Here is a 20,621-nt window from a genome sequence, read left to right as displayed (position 1 = left end):
GATGCCAAGAGTGGCCTGACCCACAGCCTAGTCACCACCGCGGCCAACGAGCATGACCTCAATCAGCTGGGTAATCTGCTGCATGGAGAGGAGCAATTTGTCTCAGCCGATGCCGGCTACCAAGGGGCGCCACAGCGCGAGGAGCTGGCCGAGGTGGATGTGGACTGGCTGATCGCCGAGCGCCCCGGCAAGGTAAGAACCTTGAAACAGCATCCACGCAAGAACAAAACGGCCATCAACATCGAATACATGAAAGCCAGCATCCGGGCCAAGGTGGAGCACCCATTTCGCATCATCAAGCGACAGTTCGGCTTCGTGAAAGCCAGATACAAGGGGTTGCTGAAAAACGATAACCAACTGGCGATGTTATTCACGCTGGCCAACCTGTTTCGGGCGGACCAAATGATACGTCAGTGGGAGAGATCTCACTAAAAACTGGGGATAACGCCTTAAATGGCGAAGAAACGGTCTAAATAGGCTGATTCAAGGCATTTACGGGAGAAAAAATCGGCTCAAACATGAAGAAATGAAATGACTGAGTCAGCCGAGAAGAATTTCCCCACTTATTCGCACCTTCCTTAGAGGTAGACAATAATTAGACTGAGCAGGTTAATTATTGATATCCATCAAGCGTGGATGTGAATAAGAATTAGCATGCAAGTAAATTTGAAGGGGATCGCAGATTACACAGCAACGGAATATATGAATACAAAATCGTTAAAACACAGCCAGTTACACTGCATAATATAGATATTTAAACCGGCATTAAATTAAATATCAGGAGAAAGTTTCAAATAATTAAAATGGCGATTCAAGAGAGAGAAAATATCCCGTCGTTATATAAATAAATATACAATGAAATAAAGTAAAACGGAACCCATTACTGCTTCATAACGATATTCACGGTAAAAATCATTCTCCTGACAGCCATCATGTCGGTAACACCTTCTGGTGGACGTTTTGTGTCTACATTCTTACGACTTGCGGACTCGTTCACATAACTTTGATCTGATTACTTCTTATACAACCGATAAGTCCAGTACACTTAAGGTGGAGATAAAACAAACAGGAGGTGGTGAATATGTATCGTTCTATTCTGGTGCCGATTGATATCTCAGAAGCCAGCTTGACCCGTCAGATCATCCCGCAGGTTGAGGCGCATGCTAAAACCGCAAAGGTGCATTTTTTGGCCGTAATACCTTCTGTCCCGTTCTATGCCTCACTGGGTCTGGCCTACTCCAGCGAGTTCCCGGATAGAAGCGGTCTTCAGTCAAAAGCCGCCGTCAAACTGGAGGAAATTGTTAAACAATTCAATATCCCCGAGGGCAGGAGCCAGTCCCATGTTGTCTACGGCCCGCCCAAAGATCAGATCCTCAAACTGGCGGATGCGGTAGAAGCCGACCTGATTATCATTGCGTCGCATCAACCGGGTTTCAGCACCTATCTGCTGGGTTCAACTGCTGCGGCCGTTGTTCGCCATGCAAACTGCCCTGTTCTGGTTGTACGCTAATACCGCTCGCTAACCCTGGCGAAAACGGGAGCCAACAGGCTCCCGTTCTTGTATCACATCTGTTTTCTGATGAATGACTCCCGATAAAAACAGCCTTATAAAACGAATGGTTGAATCATTAAATGATAATGGTTATCATTCTCTTGCTGTAAATACCTTAGCGCCTAATACAGGTATTGAAAGCACGACATTGCTCACATTGCTTCCAGTATGATTTTGCCCGCACTCTGTTGCGGGCTTTTTTTGCCAGAGTATTCATGCTCTCAGGGAAAAGGGCATGTGAGTCGTTAAACATTAAAAGGATATTTATGAACATAAAGAGAGTTGCCGGCACGATTTCAATCGTATTGTTGACGGCTTGTGTCGACTCAGAAGTACAACCCGCGCCCTCTTCCGCCAGCCCAATTTGTCAGGGATTCGGCTGCGTAAAAACTCCCGGGAAACTTCCCAGCCGCGCCGCCACCCATAAACCGACAAAAGAAGAAAGAAACCGTGTGATCCGGGGCGAGAAACCCGATTTTGGCTCCGAAGAGTGGAGTGTCGGGGGTACGCTGCCTGGCTGGTGATTGCAGGTGCAGAGTCGTCACTCTCACAACACATAAAAAAACGGGAACTGACAGGTTCCCGTTCTTGTTTATCCTCAGGTGCATATTTACAGATACCCGGCGATATAACCGGAGATCATACGCACAAGATAAGGCCACCCGGCCATGACAAGCAGCATCAGCAGCGCGATAAGCAGCCCCGTTAATACTGACCGAATGCGTTCATGTTCCGTACCCATTTTCACCTCCCCTGACCGCAGAAAATGAATGACTAAATTCCCAATAGCACGAACACATGACAGGTTTATGACGGCATTATTGACCAGTAACCGCCCGGAGGCGGTTTGAAACCAGGAAACGAGCTATTCGCCGTTACTCTCAATCGCGTTTTCCTTCTTCCCATACAGGGCCGGCTTGCCTGCTGGTCGGGTCTTAAAGCGACGGTGTAGCCACATATATTGTTCAGGAGCCAGGTTGATTGCGCGTTCAATCGCCCGATTCATTCTGGTCGCAACGGTTTCCTTGCCCTCGTCATACAGTTCATGGCCGATATCCGGGAGGATGATCAGCTCGTACCCTCTTCCATCCGCTCGGCGTCGGGGAACAAAAGGAACAACCGCCGGGCGGGCGCTTCTGACAAGCATGTAACTGCCGGCGGTAGTCGCCGCATCGGGAACATCAAAAAAAGGAACAAACACGCTGTTACGAGCGCCATAGTCATGATCAGGTGCATACCAGACAATCTCACCTTGTTTGAGCACTCGTATCATGCCTTTTAAATCATAGCGATCGAGCATGGTTTTATTTGAGCGAAGACGTCCCCGCGTCTGCAACCAGTCATACAGCGCGTTATTGTTCGGCCTGTATACGCCAATGCCCGGATTGAGCATCCCAAATATGCGCGCCCCAAGTTCAAGAGTAAGAAAGTGCATACCGATGAGAAGCACGCCTTTATTTTCAGCTCGCGCACTTTCCATATGTTCATAACCCGTAACCGTAAACCATTTGCGTAAACGCCTGTCTGACCAGAACCAGGCGATACCGGTTTCAAGTACCCCCATGCCTACCGACTCAAAATTTTTAATCAGTAATTTCTCACGCTCCTTCGCAGGTAGCGCCTTAAAGCAAAGTTCCAGGTTGCGACGGGCTATTGTTACCCTGCGAGGCAATGCGCGCATGGCCACTCTCCCCAGACAAGCGCCAAGCCTGAGCAGAATGGGATAAGGCAGCAAAACAGCACATCGTAAGAAGAAAATACCCAGCCATAGCAGCCAGTAGCGAGGATGAAAAAAAGCGAATGAAAATGTTGGGAGTCTCGTCATTGAGTAAAATACGTTCCGGTTTACTGATAACTGCGGTGTTAGCTATCTGACTATTACAAAGAGGGGAAAACTAAAGCCCCGGTTAGCACAAAAAGTCTATAAAAAGACGAAAAAGTCGTTTTGTCATTTTTTGCGACTTATCCCCTGCTCACCGCGAGGTCGTAAAAACGTCATTTACCTTTTCGCCGCCACATGACCGATCGGACAATTTCAGGTCTATTCATTAAGCACAATTGAGGTTATGTTATTACATAACTTTTAGTAAGAAGGGTAATCATCAGATGAAAGTCAGAAACATATTCGCCATATCACTGGCTGCCTCGTCGTTCAGTTGCCTGGCATTCAAATCGCCGCCCAACGTAGTACCCGGTACGGCTCCTGATAACGTTCGCACACTCGAAAGTAAGATTCTGGGAAGTTTTTACAGTCAGCATGGTACTGAGCCGCAGACAACATTTTTGGGAACCTGTGACGCTTCACCCGTTCCAGGTTGTTCATGCCCGTTTTGCACAATGCTCCGTAGCCACATCCGCTGATGGGCTAAGCGTCTGAGCCACAGGCAGATGCGCATCTTCCCCGTCTGGAGACTTGCGAAGTATCGTCTTAGTCCTCTGCGGGTTCGACATTCAAAAAACAAGTTCGAATGCTAATAATAAAAAAACGGGAACCCTCAGGCTCCCGTTCTTGTTTAACCCAGAAACTGGATTACATGTTTGCGATGATCGCGTCGCCAAATTCTGAACATTTCAGCAGTTTAGCGCCTTCCATCAGGCGTTCGAAATCGTAAGTGACGGTCTTCGCGGCAATCGCGCCTTCCATCCCTTTGACGATCAGATCTGCGGCTTCGAACCACTGCATGTGGCGCAGCATCATCTCAGCAGACAGAATGATGGAGCCCGGGTTAACTTTATCCTGGCCCGCGTACTTCGGCGCAGTACCGTGAGTCGCTTCGAACAGCGCGCACTCGTCACCGATGTTCGCGCCCGGCGCGATACCGATACCGCCAACCTGCGCAGCCAGAGCGTCAGAGATGTAGTCGCCGTTCAGGTTCATACAGGCAATCACGTCGTACTCAGCCGGACGCAGCAGGATCTGTTGCAGGAACGCATCGGCGATCACGTCTTTAATCACGATCTCTTTGCCGGTGTTCGGGTTCTTGATTTTGACCCACGGGCCGCCGTCGATCAGCTCACCGCCGAATTCATCACGCGCTAACTGGTAGCCCCAGTCTTTAAACGCGCCTTCGGTGAACTTCATGATGTTGCCTTTGTGAACCAGGGTCACAGAATCACGGTCGTTAGCGATGGCATATTCAATCGCCGCACGCACCAGACGTTTGGTTCCTTCTTCGGAACACGGCTTAATACCGATACCACAGTGTTCAGGGAAGCGAATTTTCTTCACGCCCATCTCTTCACGCAGGAATTTGATCACTTTCTCGGCATCCGCAGAGTCGGCTTTCCATTCGATACCTGCATAAATATCTTCAGCGTTTTCGCGGAAGATGACCATGTCGGTCAGTTCAGGGTGTTTAACCGGGCTTGGGGTGCCCTGATAGTAACGAACCGGACGCAGACACACGTACAGGTCGAGTTCCTGACGCAGCGCCACGTTCAGGGAACGAATACCGCCGCCGACCGGGGTAGTCAGAGGGCCTTTGATGGCCACGCGGTAATCACGAATCAGATCCAGAGTTTCAGCAGGCAGCCAGACATCCTGGCCATAAACCTGAGTGGATTTTTCACCGGTGTAAATTTCCATCCAGGAGATTTTACGCTCGCCTTTATAGGCTTTCTCGACAGCGGCATCGACCACTTTGAGCATGGCTGGGGTTACATCAACACCGATACCGTCGCCTTCAATGAACGGGATAATCGGATTTTCAGGAACGTTGAGTTTGCCGTTTTGCAGGGTGATCTTCTTACCTTCCGCCGGAACAACTACTTTGCTTTCCATTCACCTCTCCTTCGAGCGCTTCTGGTTTGCTCGTCTGTCATCACGCTGCATGTGCGTTTGCGTCCTGCGACACGGATGCATTAGAGCAACTTTTTTGTTAATGATTTGTAATGAGCGTGTCAATACTACCCTATTGTTTGCTGCCATGAAAGACACTCGTTATTAGGCTATAATGCGGCAATTGATAAGCCCTGAAAATACCATGCAAAAAACTTCTTTTAGAAATCACCGGGTTGAGCGATTCAGCTCACGACAAGTCACTAAGCGGCGGAAAGAAAACCAGCCAAAACGCGTGGTTTTGTTCAATAAACCTTACGATGTTTTGCCGCAATTTACGGATGAGGCCGGGCGCAGCACATTAAAAGACTATATTCCTGTCCAGGGCGTCTATGCAGCAGGTCGTCTGGACAGGGACAGCGAAGGTCTTCTGGTGCTCACCAACGATGGCGCATTGCAGGCTCGTCTGACGCAGCCCGGCAAACGTACCGGTAAGATTTATTACGTTCAGGTTGAAGGCGAACCCACCGCAGAAGCGCTGGAAGCCCTGCGCAATGGCGTGACGCTCAATGATGGCCCCACTCTGCCTGCGGGCATTGAGGTAGTGGACGAACCCGAATGGCTGTGGCCGAGAACGCCGCCGATTCGCGAACGAAAAAGTATTCCCACCCGCTGGCTCATAGTGACCTTATATGAAGGCCGTAACCGTCAGGTACGGCGTATGACGGCGCACGTCGGCTACCCTACGCTGCGACTGATCCGCTACGCAATGGGCAACTACACGCTGGATAATCTTGCCAACGGTGAATGGCGAGACGCTACCGATTAAGGAAAAACCATGTTCAAACCGCACGTCACCGTCGCCTGCATCGTCCATGCAGAAGGTCAATTCCTCGTGGTGGAAGAGACCATTAACGGCAAAGCGCTCTGGAATCAGCCAGCCGGACACCTGGAAGCCGACGAAACGCTGGTGGAAGCCGCCGCGCGCGAACTCTGGGAAGAGACAGGGATTACCGCGCAACCCCAGCACTTTATTCGTCTGCATCAATGGATCGCGCCGGACAACACGCCGTTCCTGCGTTTCCTGTTTTCCATTGAGCTTGCCAGGATGTGCGCCACTGAACCTCACGACAACGACATTGACTGCTGTCGCTGGGTCAGCGCCGACGCGATCCTCAACGCCCCCAACCTGCGTTCGCCGCTGGTTGCCGAGAGCATTCGTTGCTGGCAGAACGGGCAACGTTATCCGCTGGCGATCATCGGCGAATTTAACTGGCCGTTTACAGAGGGTGTCAAGTAAAAGGGCTGCGTGATAGAATACGCCGCCTTGAAGTTCAATGTCGTGAGTATTCCAATGTCAGAAAGCCCAAAAAAAGTGATCGTCGGCATGTCCGGCGGTGTCGACTCCTCCGTTTCCGCCTGGCTGTTGCAACAACAGGGCTACCAGGTAGAAGGCCTGTTCATGAAGAACTGGGAAGAGGACGACGGTGAGGAATATTGCACAGCGGCAGCCGACCTGGCTGATGCGCAGGCCGTTTGCGACAAACTTGGCATTGAACTGCATACCGTAAACTTTGCCGCAGAATACTGGGACAACGTTTTTGAACTCTTCCTGGAAGAGTACAAAGCGGGCCGCACGCCGAACCCGGATATTCTGTGTAATAAAGAGATCAAATTTAAAGCCTTCCTCGAATTTGCCGCTGAAGATCTGGGCGCTGATTATATCGCCACCGGTCACTACGTCCGTCGCGCGGATGTGGACGGCAAAAGCCGCCTGCTGCGCGGGCTCGACGGTAACAAAGATCAGAGCTACTTCCTTTACACACTCGGCCATGAGCAGATCGCCCAAAGCCTGTTCCCGGTCGGTGAGCTGGAAAAACCGCAGGTACGCAAAATTGCCGAAGACCTCGGTCTGATCACCGCGAAGAAAAAAGACTCTACCGGCATCTGCTTTATCGGCGAACGTAAATTCCGCGAGTTCCTCGGTCGCTATCTCCCGGCGCAGCCAGGAAAAATCATCACCGTAGACGGCGACGAAATCGGTCAGCACCAGGGGCTGATGTACCACACGCTGGGCCAACGTAAAGGTCTGGGTATCGGCGGCACCAAAGAAGGCACCGAAGATCCGTGGTACGTGGTCGATAAAGATGTCGAGAACAACATTCTGGTTGTCGCTCAGGGTCATGAGCATCCACGTCTGATGTCCGTCGGCCTGATTGCCCAACAGCTTCACTGGGTCGATCGCGAACCGTTTAGCGGCACCCTGCGCTGCACGGTGAAAACCCGCTACCGCCAGACCGACATTCCGTGCACCGTGAAAGCGCTGGATGACGAACGCATTGAAGTGATTTTTGATGAGCCGGTAGCCGCAGTAACGCCGGGTCAGTCGGCTGTCTTTTATAACGGAGAAGTGTGCCTCGGCGGCGGTATTATCGAGCAGCGCCTGCCCCTGCCGGTATAATTATTCTCTATAACTGATACAAGGAAGCAGTGATCGTGGCAAAGAATTATTATGACATCACCCTCGCACTGGCAGGTATTTGCCAGTCAGCACGCCTGGTGCAACAGCTGGCGCACCAGGGGCACTGTGATGCCGATGCGCTACACGTTTCACTGAACAGCGTTATCGATATGAACCCCAGCTCTACGCTGGGCGTATTCGGCGGCAGCGAAGCGAACCTTCGCCTCGGTCTGGAAACCTTGCTCGGTGTCCTGAATGCCAGTAGCCGCCAGGGGCTGAACGCAGAGCTGACGCGCTATACGCTAAGCCTGATGGTGCTGGAGCGCAAACTGTCAGCCGCCAAAGGCGCGCTGGACATGCTGGGCGAGCGCATTAACGGCTTACAGCGTCAGCTTGACCATTTTGACCTGCAATCAGAAACGCTGATGAGCGCGATGGCCGGTATTTATGTCGATGTCATCAGCCCGCTGGGGCCACGCATTCAGGTGACGGGCTCACCCGCCGTGCTGCAAAGCCCGCAGGTGCAGGCAAAAGTTCGCGCCTCGCTTCTGGCCGGTATCCGTGCCGCAGTGCTCTGGCACCAGGTCGGCGGTGGCCGCCTGCAATTAATGTTTTCTCGTAATCGCCTGACCACTCAGGCAAAACAAATTCTTGCTCATTTAACCCCGGAGTTGTGATCTATGGAATTATCCTCACTGACCGCCGTTTCCCCTGTCGATGGACGCTACGGCGATAAAGTCAGCGCGCTGCGCGGGATTTTCAGCGAATACGGTTTGCTGAAATTCCGTGTACAGGTTGAAGTACGCTGGCTGCAAAAACTGGCCGCGCACGCAGCGATCAAGGAAGTTCCTGCTTTTGCTGCCGACGCAAACGGTTTCCTGGATACGATTGTCGCGAACTTCAATGAAGAAGATGCCGCACGTATCAAAACCATTGAGCGCACGACGAACCACGACGTGAAGGCAGTTGAGTATTTCCTGAAAGAAAAAGTGGCGGATATCCCGGAACTGCATGCGGTTTCTGAGTTCATCCACTTCGCCTGTACTTCTGAAGACATCAACAACCTGTCTCATGCGCTGATGCTGAAAACCGCGCGCGACGAAGTGATCCTGCCGTACTGGCGTCAGCTGATCGACGCGGTCAAAGATCTGTCCGTTCAGTATCGCGACATTCCCCTGCTCTCCCGTACCCACGGTCAACCGGCTACGCCGTCCACGATGGGGAAAGAGATGGCTAACGTGGCTTACCGCATGGAACGCCAGTTCCGCCAGTTAAACCAGGTGGAAATCCTTGGTAAAATCAACGGCGCGGTCGGTAACTATAACGCCCACATTGCCGCTTACCCGGAAGTGGACTGGCACCATTTCAGCGAAGAGTTTGTGACGTCGCTGGGTATCCAGTGGAACCCGTACACCACACAGATTGAACCGCATGACTACATCGCAGAGCTGTTTGACTGCGTCGCGCGCTTTAACACCATCCTGATTGACTTCGATCGCGACGTCTGGGGTTATATCGCGCTCAACCACTTCAAACAGAGAACCATCGCGGGTGAAATTGGTTCTTCCACCATGCCGCACAAGGTTAACCCGATTGACTTCGAAAACTCCGAAGGCAACCTGGGCCTGGCTAACGCCGTACTGCAACACCTGGCAAGCAAACTGCCGGTTTCCCGCTGGCAGCGCGACCTGACGGACTCCACCGTGCTGCGTAACCTGGGCGTCGGTATTGGCTATGCGTTGATCGCGTATCAGTCCACCCTGAAAGGCGTAAGCAAACTGGAAGTGAACCGCGATCGTCTGCTGGATGAACTGGATCACAACTGGGAAGTGCTGGCAGAGCCGATCCAGACCGTAATGCGCCGCTACGGCATTGAGAAACCGTACGAGAAGCTGAAAGAGTTAACGCGCGGCAAACGTGTTGACGCCGAAGGCATGAAGCAGTTTATCGACAGTCTGGCCCTGCCGGAAGAAGAGAAAACGCGCCTGAAGGCGATGACCCCGGCCAACTATATTGGCCGCGCCATCACTATGGTTGACGAACTGAAGTAATCCCCCCTGCCGGATAGCGATGCTAACGCATCTTATCCGGCCGATATTCAGCGCCCCCAATGCCGGAGCCTCATCCCCGGCATAACTCTCCCCCCGGTTTACGAAATGTTTATCCCCGCCGCAACATAATCAGCGTTAAACTACTAATACCGTTAATTTAGGGAGAAAAGATGATGCGCGTACTGGTTGTCGAAGATAATGCCTTATTACGCCACCACCTGAAGGTTCAATTACAGGATTTGGGGCACCAGGTTGATGACGCAGAAGATGCAAAGGAAGCCGATTATTATCTTAACGAGCATCTGCCGGACATCGCCATCGTCGATTTAGGCCTCCCGGATGAAGACGGGCTTTCGCTGATCCGCCGCTGGCGCAGCAATGACGTTTCCCTTCCTGTTCTGGTATTAACCGCCCGTGAGGGCTGGCAGGATAAAGTGGAAGTGCTGAGCGCCGGCGCCGACGACTACGTGACAAAACCGTTTCATATTGAAGAAGTGGTCGCGCGTATGCAGGCGTTAATGCGCCGCAACAGCGGCCTGGCCTCGCAGGTTATCTCTATTCCGCCTTTTCAGGTGGATCTCTCCCGCCGTGAATTGTCCGTAAATGATGAAGTGATAAAATTGACGGCGTTTGAATACACCATTATGGAAACGCTGATCCGCAATAATGGCAAAGTCGTCAGCAAAGATTCGTTGATGCTACAGCTCTACCCGGATGCGGAACTGCGTGAAAGCCATACCATTGATGTATTAATGGGGCGCTTACGCAAAAAAATTCAGGCGCGATATCCTGATGATGTGATTACCACCGTCCGTGGTCAGGGATACCTGTTCGAACTGCGCTAATGAATAAATTACTGCGTCATCTTTTTCCTTTATCGCTGCGCCTGCGCTTTCTGCTGGCGACGGCAGGCGTTGTGCTGGTGCTCTCTCTGGCCTACGGCATGGTCGCACTGGTTGGCTATAGCGTCAGTTTTGATAAGACAACCTTTCGCCTGTTACGCGGTGAGAGCAACCTTTTCTACACCCTCGCGTCATGGCAAAACAATAAAATCAATATCGAGATCCCGGAAAATCTCGATATGCAAAGCCCCACGATGACACTGATCTATGATGAGAACGGCAAGTTGTTATGGGCGCAGCGCAACGTTCCCTGGCTGGAGAAACGTATCCAGCCGGAATGGCTGAAAGCCAACGGTTTTCATGAAATTGAAGCCGATGTCGATGCCACCAGCACGTTGCTGAGTGAAGATCATTCCGCCCAACAGCAGCTCAAAGAGGTGCGGGAAGATGACGACGATGCGGAAATGACCCACTCCGTGGCGGTGAATGTCTATCCGGCTACCGCGCGGATGCCGCAACTGACGATAGTGGTTGTCGATACTATCCCCATCGAGCTGAAACGCTCGTATATGGTCTGGAGCTGGTTTATTTATGTTCTGGCGGCAAACCTGCTGTTAGTCATCCCGTTGCTCTGGGTCGCCGCATGGTGGAGTTTACGCCCTATCGAAGCGCTGGCGCGTGAAGTGCGCGAGCTGGAAGAACACCACCGTGAAATGCTCAACCCGGAAACCACGCGGGAACTGACCAGCCTGGTGCGCAACCTCAACCGGCTGCTAAAGAGCGAACGTGAACGTTATGATAAATACCGCACCACGTTAACCGACCTCACCCATAGTCTGAAAACGCCGCTGGCAGTATTGCAGAGCACCCTGCGTTCAATGCGCAGCGAAAAAATGAGCGTCAGCGACGCCGAACCGGTCATGCTGGAACAGATCAGCCGTATCTCCCAGCAAATTGGTTATTACCTGCATCGCGCCAGCATGCGCGGAAGCGGCGTGTTACTCAGCCGTGAGCTGCACCCCGTAGCGCCGTTACTGGACAATCTCACCTGCGCGCTCAATAAGGTGTATCAGCGTAAAGGGGTCAACATTAGCCTCGATATTTCGCCGGAAATCAGCTTCGTCGGCGAGCAGAATGATTTTGTTGAAGTGATGGGCAACGTGCTGGATAACGCCTGTAAATACTGTCTGGAGTTTGTCGAAATTTCAGCCCGGCAGACCGATGAGCATCTGCATATTCTGGTGGAAGACGACGGCCCGGGCATTCCGCAAAGCAAGCGTGATGTGGTTTTCGATCGCGGTCAGCGCATTGACACCCTGCGACCAGGGCAAGGCGTGGGGCTGGCGGTCGCCCGTGAGATCACTGAGCAATATGACGGGAAGATCGTCGCCGGTGACAGTTTGCTCGGCGGCGCGCGGATGGAGGTGATTTTTGGTCGCCAGCACCCGATTCAGCGCGATGAATGACGCTGGCGTGTAATATTTATGTATGTTCTTCACCGCATGTCGTTAAGCATCCGTTATAATCGGTGTCAGATACCAGCCTGCGGATAATCAACATGGAATATCAATTAACACTTAACTGGCCCGAATTTCTTGAACGCCACTGGCAAAAACGCCCGGTGGTGTTAAAACGTGGGTTCAACAACTTCATTGATCCGCTCTCCCCTGACGAACTGGCGGGACTGGCGATGGAAAGCGAAGTCGATAGCCGTCTGGTCAGTCATCAGGATGGTAAATGGCAGGTCAGCCACGGCCCGTTCGAGAGTTACGACCACCTCGGCGAGAACAACTGGTCGCTGCTGGTTCAGGCCGTAAACCACTGGCATGAACCTACCGCTGCGCTGATGCGCCCTTTCCGCGCGTTGCCAGACTGGCGTATTGACGATCTGATGATCTCCTTTTCCGTCCCTGGCGGCGGCGTGGGTCCGCATCTGGATCAGTACGATGTCTTTATCATTCAGGGAACCGGTCGCCGCCGCTGGCGCGTAGGCGAGAAGCTGCAACTGAAGCAGCATTGCCCTCACCCGGATCTGCTCCAGGTCGATCCTTTTGAAGCCATCATTGATGAAGAGCTGGAGCCCGGCGATATTCTGTATATCCCACCCGGATTCCCACACGAAGGCTACGCGCTGGAAAACGCGATGAACTACTCGGTTGGTTTCCGCGCGCCGAATACGCGTGAACTGATCAGCGGTTTTGCCGACTACGTTCTGCAACGCGAGCTGGGCAGCACCTATTACAGCGACCCGGATATCCCGTCGCGCGAGCATCCTGCCGACGTTCTGCCGCAGGAGATGGACAAGCTGCGTGAAATGATGCTCGACCTGATCAATCAGCCTGAACACTTTAAACAGTGGTTTGGCGAATTTATCTCCCAGTCTCGTCACGAACTGGACATCGCGCCGCCGGAACCTCCGTATCAGCCGGATGAGATCTATGATGCGCTGAAACAAGGCGATGTGCTGGTGCGTCTGGGCGGATTACGCGTCCTGCGCATTGGCGATGAGGTCTACGCCAACGGTGAGAAGATTGATTCTCCGCACCGCCCGGCGCTGGAGGCGCTCTCCAGTCACATCGTGCTGACCGCCGAGAATTTTGGCGATGCGCTGGAAGACCCGTCGTTCCTCGCAATGCTGGCCGCACTGGTCAACAGCGGGTACTGGTTCTTCGAAGGGTAATAAGTTATTGCGATTGAGCCTGATGGCAACGCTAGCGCGTTTTATCAGGCCTACACACGGTAGGCCTGATAATCGAAGCGCCATCACACCACGACACCATTACTGCTGCTTCGCAGTTAGCTCCGCAATACGCACAATCACCTGCACCGCTTTCTCCATCCCTTCCAGCGTCACAAACTCATGCTTGCCATGATAGTTATAGCCGCCGGTAAAGAGGTTCGGGCACGGTAAACCCATAAACGAAAGCTGGGCGCCGTCAGTGCCGCCACGAATCGGCTTCATATCCGGCACAATATCGCAGTCACGCATTGCCTGCTGTGCAATATCGAGAATATGTGGGTGTTCGACCACTTTCTCACGCATATTGTAATAGCTGTCTTCGATCACCAGCTCAATGTAGCAGTCCGGGTGCAGCCCCTTCCCGACCTTTTTAGCGATCTCCATCATTTTGCGCTTGCGGGCTTCAAACTGTTTGCGGTCGAAATCGCGAATGATGTAGTGCATATCCGCACGATCAACGGTGCCTTTCATACTCGCCAGATGGTAGAAGCCTTCATAGCCTTCGGTCGTCTCCGGGCTCTCATCCGCCGGAACCTCGGCATGAATACGCGCCGCCAGCGACAGCGCATTCACCATCACGCCCTTCGCCGTACCGGGGTGTACGTTATTGCCCACGATTTTGATATTCACGGAGGCCGCATTGAAGTTTTCAAACTCCAGCTCCCCTACGCCGCCGCCATCAACGGTATAAGCCCACTGCGCGCCGAAAGCCTCAACGTCAAAATGTTTCGCCCCTTTCCCGACCTCTTCATCCGGCGTAAAGGCCACGCGAATATCACCGTGCGGAATGTCTTTCTGTTTCAGTACCGCCAGCGCGGTCATGATTTCCGCCACGCCCGCTTTGTCATCAGCGCCCAGCAGCGTTTTCCCGTCAGTGGTGATCAGCGTCTGCCCCAGCAGTTGATGCAGAACCGGGAACATCACCGGCGACAGCACCTCATCGCCGATCCCTAGCGCAATATCGCCACCACGGTAGTTTTCCACAATCTGCGGATTCACATTTTTACCGCTGAAATCAGGTGAGGTATCCACATGAGAGATAAAACCAATCGCGGGAATATCGCCAGCAACGTTGGCTGGCAGCGTCGCCATGACGGTCCCTTTGTCACTTAACGTGACGTTCACCAGCCCCATTTCTTCGAGCTGTTGTTTGAGCAAATGTAATAATTTCCACTGGCCCTCAGTGCTGGGCACTTGCCGTACGCCCGCCTTTGATTGGGTATCCAGCGACACGTAGTGTAAAAAACGCTCAAGTAGTTTATCCATGCAGTCACCCTCACTTTTCGTGACAACATTATTAATAAGCAAGAAAAGACAAATATTGCGTCAGGTCACTTTTATCCCTGCAAACGAGAATATTTCGCGTAGACACTTTTTCTGACTATAAAGCTAAGCCAGTAATTCGCAACAAGGATTGGCGATTTTAGCGGTTTGCCGTAGAATGACCGCCCTCATTAAGAGTCACCAAGGTGGTTAACCACAAACCCCGCATCGGTCAGCCATCCGTTGCGTCTACATGGGACAGAGTAAAAAATTGAATAAACAACCGCGTTCGCTTTCACCGCTGGTACAACTGGCGGGAATTCGCAAAAGCTTCGACGGAAAAGAGGTCATTTCTAATCTGAATCTGACCATCAATAACGGCGAATTCCTCACGCTGCTTGGCCCCTCTGGCTGCGGTAAAACAACCGTTCTGCGCCTGATTGCCGGTCTGGAAAATGTTGATGCCGGTCATATCATGTTGGATAACCAGGACATCACCGACGTTCCAGCGGAACACCGCTATGTGAACACCGTCTTTCAAAGCTATGCGTTATTCCCCCACATGACCGTATTTGAAAATGTGGCTTTCGGTTTACGCATGCAGAAAACCCCCGCCGCCGAGATTACCCCTCGCGTCACCGACGCTCTGCGCATGGTGCAACTGGAAGAGTTTGCGCAGCGAAAGCCGCATCAGCTTTCCGGCGGGCAGCAGCAGCGTGTGGCCATCGCCCGCGCCGTCGTCAATAAACCGCGTTTATTGCTGCTGGATGAATCCCTCTCCGCGCTGGATTACAAGCTGCGAAAGCAGATGCAGAACGAACTGAAAGCGTTGCAGCGTAAGCTGGGCATCACTTTTGTGTTCGTTACGCACGATCAGGAAGAAGCGCTGACCATGTCTGACCGTATCGTGGTGATGCGCGACGGCATTATTGAGCAGGACGGCACGCCGCGAGAAATCTATGAGGAGCCGAAAAACCTGTTCGTCGCCGGATTCATTGGCGAAATCAACATGTTTAACGCCACGGTAATTGAACGTCTCGACGAACAACGCGTACGCGCCAATGTAGAAGGACGCGAGTGCAATATTTATGTTAACTTTGCCGTCGTTCCTGGTCAGAAACTGAACGTACTGTTACGCCCGGAAGATCTGCGCGTTGATGAAATTAACGATGATAACCACATTGAAGGTCTCATTGGCTACGTGCGCGAGCGCAACTACAAAGGTATGACGCTGGAATCCGTCGTCGAACTGGAAAATGGCAAAATGGTGATGGTCAGCGAATTCTTCAATGAAGACGATCCTGACTTCGACCACTCTCTCGACCAAAAAATGGCCATTAATTGGGTAGAAAGCTGGGAGGTCGTACTGGCTGATGAAGAACACAAGTAAATTCCAGAATGTGGTGATTGTCACTGTCGTTGGTTGGCTTGTGTTGTTTGTCTTTCTGCCCAACCTGATGATTATTGGTACCAGCTTTTTGACCCGTGATGACGCGAACTTCGTCAAAATGGTCTTTACGCTGGATAACTACGCTCGTCTGCTCGATCCGCTCTATTTTGAGGTCTTGCTGCATTCCCTCAATATGGCGCTCATCGCCACCTTCGCCTGCCTGGTGCTCGGCTATCCCTTTGCCTGGTTTCTGGCGAAACTGCCGGAAAAAGTGCGTCCGCTGCTGCTGTTTTTGCTGATCGTGCCGTTCTGGACTAACTCGCTGATCCGTATTTACGGCCTGAAAATTTTTCTCAGCACCAAGGGCTATCTCAACGAGTTCCTGCTGTGGCTGGGTGTGATTGACGCCCCGATCCGCATCATGTTCACGCCGGGCGCGGTCATTATCGGTCTGGTCTATATCCTGCTGCCGTTTATGGTGATGCCGCTCTACTCCAGCATTGAAAAACTGGATAAGCCGCTGCTGGAGGCCGCCCGCGATCTGGGCGCCAGTAAATTGCAGACCTTTATTCGCATTATTATTCCACTGACCATGCCGGGGATCATCGCCGGGTGTCTGCTGGTGATGCTGCCGGCGATGGGGCTGTTCTATGTCTCTGACCTGATGGGTGGAGCAAAGAACCTGCTGATTGGTAACGTTATTAAGGTTCAGTTCCTGAACATTCGCGACTGGCCGTTTGGCGCAGCCACCAGCATTACGCTGACGATTGTGATGGGCCTGATGCTGCTGGTTTACTGGCGCGCATCGCGGCTGCTGAATAAGAAGGTGGAACTCGAATGATCGGTCGACTGCTTCGTGGCGGTTTTATGACCGCTATCTACGCGTACCTGTATATTCCAATCATCATCTTGATTGTGAACTCCTTTAACAGTTCGCGCTTTGGCATCAACTGGCAGGGTTTTACCACCAACTGGTACAGCCTGCTGATGAATAACGACAGCCTGTTGCAGGCGGCACAGCACTCGCTGACGATGGCGGTGTTCTCGGCCACCTTTGCCACGATCATCGGCTCGCTAACGGCAGTGGCGCTGTATCGCTATCGTTTTCGCGGTAAACCGTTTGTCAGCGGCATGCTGTTCGTCGTCATGATGTCGCCGGATATTGTAATGGCGATTTCACTGCTGGTGCTGTTTATGCTGCTCGGCATCCAGTTAGGCTTCTGGTCGTTGCTGTTTTCGCATATCACCTTTTGCCTGCCCTTCGTGGTCGTTACCGTTTACTCGCGCCTGAAAGGGTTTGACGTGCGGATGCTGGAAGCGGCAAAAGACCTGGGAGCCAGTGAAGTCACGATTTTGCGTAAGATCATTCTGCCGCTGGCAATGCCTGCGGTCGCGGCTGGCTGGTTGCTCAGTTTCACCCTGTCGATGGATGACGTGGTGGTTTCGTCATTCGTCACCGGGCCTGGCTATGAGATTCTGCCATTGAAAATTTACTCAATGGTAAAAGTCGGCGTTTCGCCGGAAGTTAACGCGCTGGCAACGATTTTGTTGGTTCTGTCGCTGGTTATGGTCATCGCCAGCCAGCTTATTGCTCGTGATAAAACCAAGGGCCGTTGAGGCCCACTATTCAGGGGACGTTAAATGAAAAAATGGTCACGCCACCTGCTCGCGGCGGGTGCTCTGGCACTGGGCATGAGCGCCGCTCACGCTGATGACAACAACACGCTCTATTTCTACAACTGGACCGAGTATGTTCCACCAGGACTGCTGGAACAGTTCACTAAAGAGACGGGCATTAAGGTTATCTATTCGACCTACGAGTCGAATGAAACCATGTATGCCAAGCTGAAAACGTATAAAGACGGCGCCTACGACCTGGTGGTGCCTTCCACCTATTACGTCGATAAAATGCGTAAAGAGGGCATGATCCAGAAGATCGACAAAACGAAGTTAACCAACTTCCACAACCTCGATCCTGAAATGCTCAACAAACCGTTTGACCCGAATAACGACTACTCCATCCCGTATATCTGGGGCGCAACGGCAATTGGCGTTAACAGTGACGAAATTGACCCGAAAACCGTCACCAGTTGGGCTGACCTGTGGAAGCCTGAGTATAAAGGCGGCCTGCTGCTGACTGACGATGCGCGTGAAGTGTTCCAGATGGCGCTGCGTAAGCTGGGTTACTCCGGCAACACCACCGATCCTAAAGAGATTGAAGCGGCGTATAACGAACTGAAAAAACTGATGCCAAACGTGGCGGCGTTCAACTCCGACAACCCGGCTAACCCGTATATGGAAGGCGAAGTCAACCTGGGGATGGTGTGGAACGGTTCTGCATACGTTGCACGTCAGGCAGGGACGCCGCTTGAGGTTATCTGGCCGAAAGAAGGCGGTATTTTCTGGATGGACAGCCTTTCTATTCCGGCGAACGCCAAAAACAAAGAAGGCGCGCTGAAGCTGATCAACTTCCTGCTGCGCCCGGATGTGGCGAAAGAAGTGGCGGAAACGATCGGTTATCCGACGCCGAACCTGGCCGCACGTAAGCTGTTAAGTCCTGAAGTGGCAAATGATAAATCACTCTACCCTGATGCCGACACCATCAATAAAGGGGAATGGCAGAACGATGTGGGTTCCGCCAGTGCTATCTATGAAGAGTATTATCAGAAGCTGAAAGCGGGACGCTAATTCAGCGTTGTAAAGAATGCCCGATGGCGCTGCGCTTATCGGGCCTGGACAAATGCGAACCGTAGGCCGGATAAGGCATTCGCCGCCATCCGGCAAAAAAATCACAGTCCTTTCAATAATTTCTCAATAAATGCCGGTACGACCTGGCTTGCCGGGCCATAATATTTCTCTTCAAACTCGCTGCCGACCTGGCTTGGTTCAAGATTTAGTTCGACCGTATGCGCGCCGTGCAGGCGGGCCTCATGCACAAACCCGGCCGCCGGATAAACATGCCCGGATGTTCCGATAGCGATAAACACATCCGCCATCGCCAGCGCCATATAGATCTCATCCATGCCAAGCGGCATTTCACCAAACCACACGACGTGCGGGCGAAGCGAAGCCGGGAACTGGCAGCAGTGGCACTTATCGTCTGAAGTCACATCGCCCGTCCAGTCCAGAATTTGCCCGCTCTGGGAGCAGCGCACTTTCAACAGCTCGCCGTGCATGTGGATGATATTCTTGTTGCCCGCGCGTTCATGCAGATTATCGATATTTTGCGTCACCAGCAGGAAACGATCGCCCAGCGCCTCTTCCAGTTTTGCCAGCGCGACATGCGCCGGGTTGGGCTGAATCTCAGGCCGCTGCAACTGCTGACGGCGGGCGTTGTAAAATGACTGAACCAGTTCTGGATCGCGGGCAAACCCTTCCGGGGTCGCCACATCCTCAACCCGATGTTCTTCCCAGAGACCATCAGCGGCGCGAAATGTACGAATGCCGGATTCGGCAGAGATTCCCGCTCCAGTAAGAACTAATACTCTTGGTTTTTCCATCATTTCCGGCACCACTCTGTCTCTGAAAAAGATTCGCTGACGCAGGCGTTCACGCAAATGGCGTTTGTTTTTACGAAAACGGCTTAATCGATGAGCCCGACGCGACTGCATAACAACCTCTTTTGATTAATCGGTAAGATGTAAGAAGGCAGCGCCGCGCATCCCGCCCGCATCACCGTGTCGCGCCCGTTCAATACGCGGTACACGAGCAACAGGAAGGAGATGACGTGGCAACCTGTCTGCCAGTTGCGTTGTTATAGCAGTGAAGTTTGATAATCCTCCCCCAATCACCACCAGATCGGGATCGACGATCGTGAGGATATTCCCCAGGCAGACCGCCAGTAAATCCAGGTAACGTTCAACATGCGCACGCGCGCGTTCATCACCTTGCTCCCACAAAGCAATAATCTCCGGCGCCTGTAGAGGTTGATGATAGTAATGCTGATACAGCCACGCAAACCCGCGGCCGGAAAGATAATTTTCGATGCAGCCCAGTTGACCGCAGCCGCAGCGACGCAGAGGAAAATCGAACCCCATCAGGGTGAGCGCATCGACAGGCAAACGCATATGACCAAACTCGCCGGTAATATAGCTGCGACCGGTGATCGGCTTACCGTTGAGCACCAGTCCGCCGCCTACGCCTGTCCCGAGGATAAGCCCCATGACCAGCGGATACTGCGTGAACTCATCATCCCAGGCTTCCGACAGTGCAAAGCAGTTCGCGTCGTTATCCAGGCGAACATCACGATCCAGCCGGGCGCTGAGATCGGCGCGGAGCGGTTTACCACTGGCGGCCGGAACATTGGCGGCATACAGCGTTCCGTCTTCCGTTTCCGGCATCCCGGGAATACCAATGCCCACGAAGCCTTTTACGTCAAACCGCTGGTCGGCTTCCGCCACCAGATCGCAGACCGCCGTTAAAAAAGCCTCATAGCCTTCGCGTGGCGTCGGTACGCGTTTTTCCCAGCGCAAACGTCGCTCGTTATCAAACACGCCTAAGGCAATTTTTGTCCCGCCAATGTCAAACCCGTAATACATCACGCA

Annotated in this window: 19 protein-coding genes and 1 pseudogene; 14 read left to right on the top strand and 6 right to left on the bottom strand. The window is 52.6% G+C overall.

The features are described 5' to 3' along the window. Together OGV50_RS12165 and uspF are read left to right on the top strand one after the other, a co-directional pair. Positions 1-432 (top strand): annotated as a pseudogene (locus OGV50_RS12165) (IS5-like element IS5 family transposase); the annotation flags it as partial. Positions 433-1,081: 649 nt separating this feature from the next. Then, positions 1,082-1,510 carry a universal stress protein UspF gene (gene uspF, locus OGV50_RS12160; RefSeq protein WP_012132695.1) on the top strand — a complete coding sequence of 143 codons (429 nt, stop codon included), beginning with the start codon at positions 1,082-1,084 and terminating at the stop codon, positions 1,508-1,510. A 652-nt stretch (positions 1,511-2,162) separates the two neighbouring features. Here uspF and OGV50_RS12155 read toward each other — a convergent pair. The 3 genes from OGV50_RS12155 to icd all read right to left on the bottom strand — a co-directional run bounded on the left by OGV50_RS12155 (position 2,163) and on the right by icd (position 5,333). Then, positions 2,163-2,294, bottom strand: coding sequence for a hypothetical protein (locus OGV50_RS12155; RefSeq protein WP_012132696.1), 132 nt, complete (start codon positions 2,292-2,294; stop codon positions 2,163-2,165). A 123-nt stretch (positions 2,295-2,417) separates the two neighbouring features. Then, positions 2,418-3,377, bottom strand: a complete 960-nt coding sequence (locus OGV50_RS12150; protein ID WP_049011760.1) for a Kdo(2)-lipid IV(A) acyltransferase — start codon at positions 3,375-3,377, stop codon at positions 2,418-2,420. Between the two features lie 705 nt (positions 3,378-4,082). After that, positions 4,083-5,333 (bottom strand): NADP-dependent isocitrate dehydrogenase, encoded by a 1,251-nt coding sequence (gene icd / locus OGV50_RS12145; protein ID WP_047457457.1) that lies wholly within the window; start codon positions 5,331-5,333, stop codon positions 4,083-4,085. A 172-nt stretch (positions 5,334-5,505) separates the two neighbouring features. On the opposite strand from icd, the gene rluE reads away from it, so the two are divergent. The 8 genes from rluE (at position 5,506) to roxA (ending at position 13,364) form a co-directional block, all read left to right on the top strand. After that, the gene (gene rluE, locus OGV50_RS12140) at positions 5,506-6,159 is read left to right on the top strand and encodes a 23S rRNA pseudouridine(2457) synthase RluE (protein WP_286488560.1); all 654 of its coding nucleotides are present in this window, start codon (positions 5,506-5,508) and stop codon (positions 6,157-6,159) included. 9 nt (positions 6,160-6,168) lie between these two features. Then, entirely contained in the window at positions 6,169-6,630 is a 462-nt protein-coding gene (locus tag OGV50_RS12135) for an NUDIX hydrolase (protein WP_047457463.1), read from the top strand. Positions 6,631-6,684: 54 nt separating this feature from the next. Beyond that, positions 6,685-7,791, top strand: a complete 1,107-nt coding sequence (gene mnmA, locus OGV50_RS12130) for a tRNA 2-thiouridine(34) synthase MnmA (RefSeq protein ID WP_024130406.1) — start codon at positions 6,685-6,687, stop codon at positions 7,789-7,791. A 35-nt stretch (positions 7,792-7,826) separates the two neighbouring features. After that, a complete protein-coding gene (gene hflD / locus OGV50_RS12125; RefSeq protein WP_024130407.1) occupies positions 7,827-8,468 on the top strand; it encodes a high frequency lysogenization protein HflD in 642 nt (213 codons plus the stop codon). Between the two features lie 3 nt (positions 8,469-8,471). After that, positions 8,472-9,842, top strand: a complete 1,371-nt coding sequence (gene purB, locus OGV50_RS12120; RefSeq protein ID WP_012132704.1) for an adenylosuccinate lyase — start codon at positions 8,472-8,474, stop codon at positions 9,840-9,842. Positions 9,843-10,015: 173 nt separating this feature from the next. Continuing rightward, complete coding sequence (gene phoP, locus OGV50_RS12115) at positions 10,016-10,687, top strand: two-component system response regulator PhoP (protein WP_024130426.1); 672 nt, start codon at positions 10,016-10,018, stop codon at positions 10,685-10,687. Then, entirely contained in the window at positions 10,687-12,150 is a 1,464-nt protein-coding gene (phoQ, locus tag OGV50_RS12110) for a two-component system sensor histidine kinase PhoQ (RefSeq protein ID WP_200031017.1), read from the top strand. Before phoP ends, phoQ begins: the two co-directional genes overlap by 1 nt. 92 nt (positions 12,151-12,242) lie before the next feature. Beyond that, entirely contained in the window at positions 12,243-13,364 is a 1,122-nt protein-coding gene (gene roxA, locus OGV50_RS12105; RefSeq protein WP_024130427.1) for a [50S ribosomal protein L16]-arginine 3-hydroxylase, read from the top strand. Positions 13,365-13,463: 99 nt separating this feature from the next. Here roxA and pepT read toward each other — a convergent pair whose 3' ends face one another. Then, the gene (gene pepT, locus OGV50_RS12100; protein WP_047457474.1) at positions 13,464-14,690 is read right to left on the bottom strand and encodes a peptidase T; all 1,227 of its coding nucleotides are present in this window, start codon (positions 14,688-14,690) and stop codon (positions 13,464-13,466) included. A 250-nt stretch (positions 14,691-14,940) separates the two neighbouring features. Here pepT and potA point away from each other — a divergent pair, with 250 nt between their 5' ends. Genes potA through potD form a run of 4 tightly spaced genes read left to right on the top strand, consistent with a single transcriptional unit; the run spans position 14,941 to position 18,765 of the window. Further along, positions 14,941-16,077, top strand: coding sequence for a spermidine/putrescine ABC transporter ATP-binding protein PotA (gene potA / locus OGV50_RS12095; protein WP_012132791.1), 1,137 nt, complete (start codon positions 14,941-14,943; stop codon positions 16,075-16,077). Beyond that, a complete protein-coding gene (gene potB, locus OGV50_RS12090; protein WP_049011765.1) occupies positions 16,061-16,918 on the top strand; it encodes a spermidine/putrescine ABC transporter permease PotB in 858 nt (285 codons plus the stop codon). The genes potA and potB overlap by 17 nt, the downstream gene beginning before the upstream one ends. Then, complete coding sequence (potC, locus tag OGV50_RS12085) at positions 16,915-17,694, top strand: spermidine/putrescine ABC transporter permease PotC (protein WP_012132793.1); 780 nt, start codon at positions 16,915-16,917, stop codon at positions 17,692-17,694. Before potB ends, potC begins: the two co-directional genes overlap by 4 nt. Before the next feature lie 24 nt (positions 17,695-17,718). Further along, entirely contained in the window at positions 17,719-18,765 is a 1,047-nt protein-coding gene (gene potD / locus OGV50_RS12080) for a spermidine/putrescine ABC transporter substrate-binding protein PotD (RefSeq protein WP_071258216.1), read from the top strand. A gap of 101 nt (positions 18,766-18,866) precedes the next feature. Here the strand turns inward: potD and cobB are convergent, their stop codons facing one another. Further along, positions 18,867-19,688, bottom strand: coding sequence for a Sir2 family NAD+-dependent deacetylase (gene cobB / locus OGV50_RS12075; RefSeq protein ID WP_047457485.1), 822 nt, complete (start codon positions 19,686-19,688; stop codon positions 18,867-18,869). Between the two features lie 15 nt (positions 19,689-19,703). Beyond that, positions 19,704-20,615 carry an N-acetylglucosamine kinase gene (gene nagK, locus OGV50_RS12070; protein WP_286488559.1) on the bottom strand — a complete coding sequence of 304 codons (912 nt, stop codon included), beginning with the start codon at positions 20,613-20,615 and terminating at the stop codon, positions 19,704-19,706. Positions 20,616-20,621: the final 6 nt, after the last annotated feature.

The organism is Citrobacter sp. CK180 (genome assembly GCF_030333655.1).
GTDB lineage: Bacteria > Pseudomonadota > Gammaproteobacteria > Enterobacterales > Enterobacteriaceae > Citrobacter_B > Citrobacter_B koseri.
Note: the sequence above shows the minus strand (reverse complement) of the source record. Positions and strands in the feature narration are given on the sequence as shown.